This window comes from Streptomyces sp. NPDC020996 (assembly GCF_040641355.1).
Classification (GTDB): Bacteria; Actinomycetota; Actinomycetes; order Streptomycetales; family Streptomycetaceae; genus Streptomyces.
Map to the genome: position 1 here is coordinate 1 of NZ_JBFADM010000155.1, position 1,282 is coordinate 1,282.

2 protein-coding genes are annotated in these 1,282 nt (G+C 66.8%); both read right to left on the reverse strand.

Annotation, left to right across the window (positions count from 1 at the left end; translation table 11 throughout):
* A partial coding sequence (locus tag AB0G63_RS39115) for an alpha-amylase family glycosyl hydrolase (protein ID WP_360760678.1) occupies window positions 1-854 on the reverse strand: 854 nt, incomplete at its 3' end.
* Window positions 851-1,282: alpha-glucosidase C-terminal domain-containing protein (locus AB0G63_RS39120; protein ID WP_360760681.1), on the reverse strand; the 432-nt coding region annotated here is incomplete at its 5' end. The genes AB0G63_RS39120 and AB0G63_RS39115, both read right to left, overlap by 4 nt.

Sequence of the window (1,282 nt, forward strand, 5' to 3'; positions counted from 1 at the left end):
GCCATGTGGCACTCGTCGCCGCCGGCGGCGTAGTCGCCGAAGTAGTCGACGACGTCCTCCGGCCACTGGTTCGCCTCCGCCAGCAGCACCGTGTCCGGGTACTGGGCGTCGATCTCCTTGCGCACCCGCTTCAGGAACTCGTGGGTGGCCGGGAGGTTCTCGCAGTTGGTGCCCTCCTGCTGGTACAGGTACGGCACCGCGTCCAGCCGGAATCCGTCGATGCCGAGGTCCAGCCAGAACCGCAGCGCGGAGATCATCTCCTCCTGCACGGCCGGGTTCTCGTAGTTCAGGTCCGGCTGGTGGGAGAAGAACCGGTGCCAGAAGTACTGCTTGCGCACCGGGTCGAAGGTCCAGTTCGACACCTCGGTGTCGACGAAGATGATCCGCGCGTCCGGGAACTGCTTGTCGTCGTCCGCCCACACGTAGTAGTCGCCGTAGGGGCCGTCGGGGTCCTTGCGGGACTCCTGGAACCACGGGTGCTGGTCGCTGGTGTGGTTCATGACGAAGTCGATGATGACGCGCATGCCGCGCTGGTGGGCGGCGTCCACGAACTCCACGAAGTCGGCGAGGTCGCCGAACTCCGGCAGCACCGTGGTGTACTCGGAGACGTCGTAGCCGCCGTCGCGCAGCGGGGACTGGAAGAAGGGCGGCAGCCAGATGCAGTCGATGCCCAGCCACTGCAGATAGTCGAGTTTGGCGGTCAGGCCCTTGAGGTCGCCGACGCCGTCGCCGTTGCTGTCCTGGAAGGAGCGCACCAGGACCTCGTAGAAGACGGCGCGCTTGAACCACTCGGGGTCCCGGTCCTTCGCGGGGGTGTCCTCGAACGTGTCCGGGACGGGCTCGTTGACTGTCATATGGTGGGTGACCCTCCGATCTGCGGGGTGGACGGTCGCAGGACGGTGAAGACGTGCGCGGGCCGGGTGCCCGGTTCGAGACGTACGTAATTGGCCCTGCCCCAGTGATAGGTCTCACCGGTGAGCTCGTCGCGCACCGGTACCGACTCGTGCCAGTCCAGGCCGAGTTGCGGCATGTCCAACGAGACCGTGGCCTCCTGGGTGTGGTGCGGGTCGAGGTTGGCGACCACCAGAACCGTGTTCGAACCGCTCCGCTTCGAGTACGCGATCACCGCGTCCTTGTCCGCGTGGTGGAAGTGCAGGTCGCGCAGCTGCCGGAGCGCCGGGCTGGAGCGCCGGATCTCGTTGAGGCGGGCGATGAGGGGGGTGATGGTGCGGCCCTCGCGTTCGGCGGTGTCCCAGTCGCGGGGTTTGAGCTGGTACTTCTC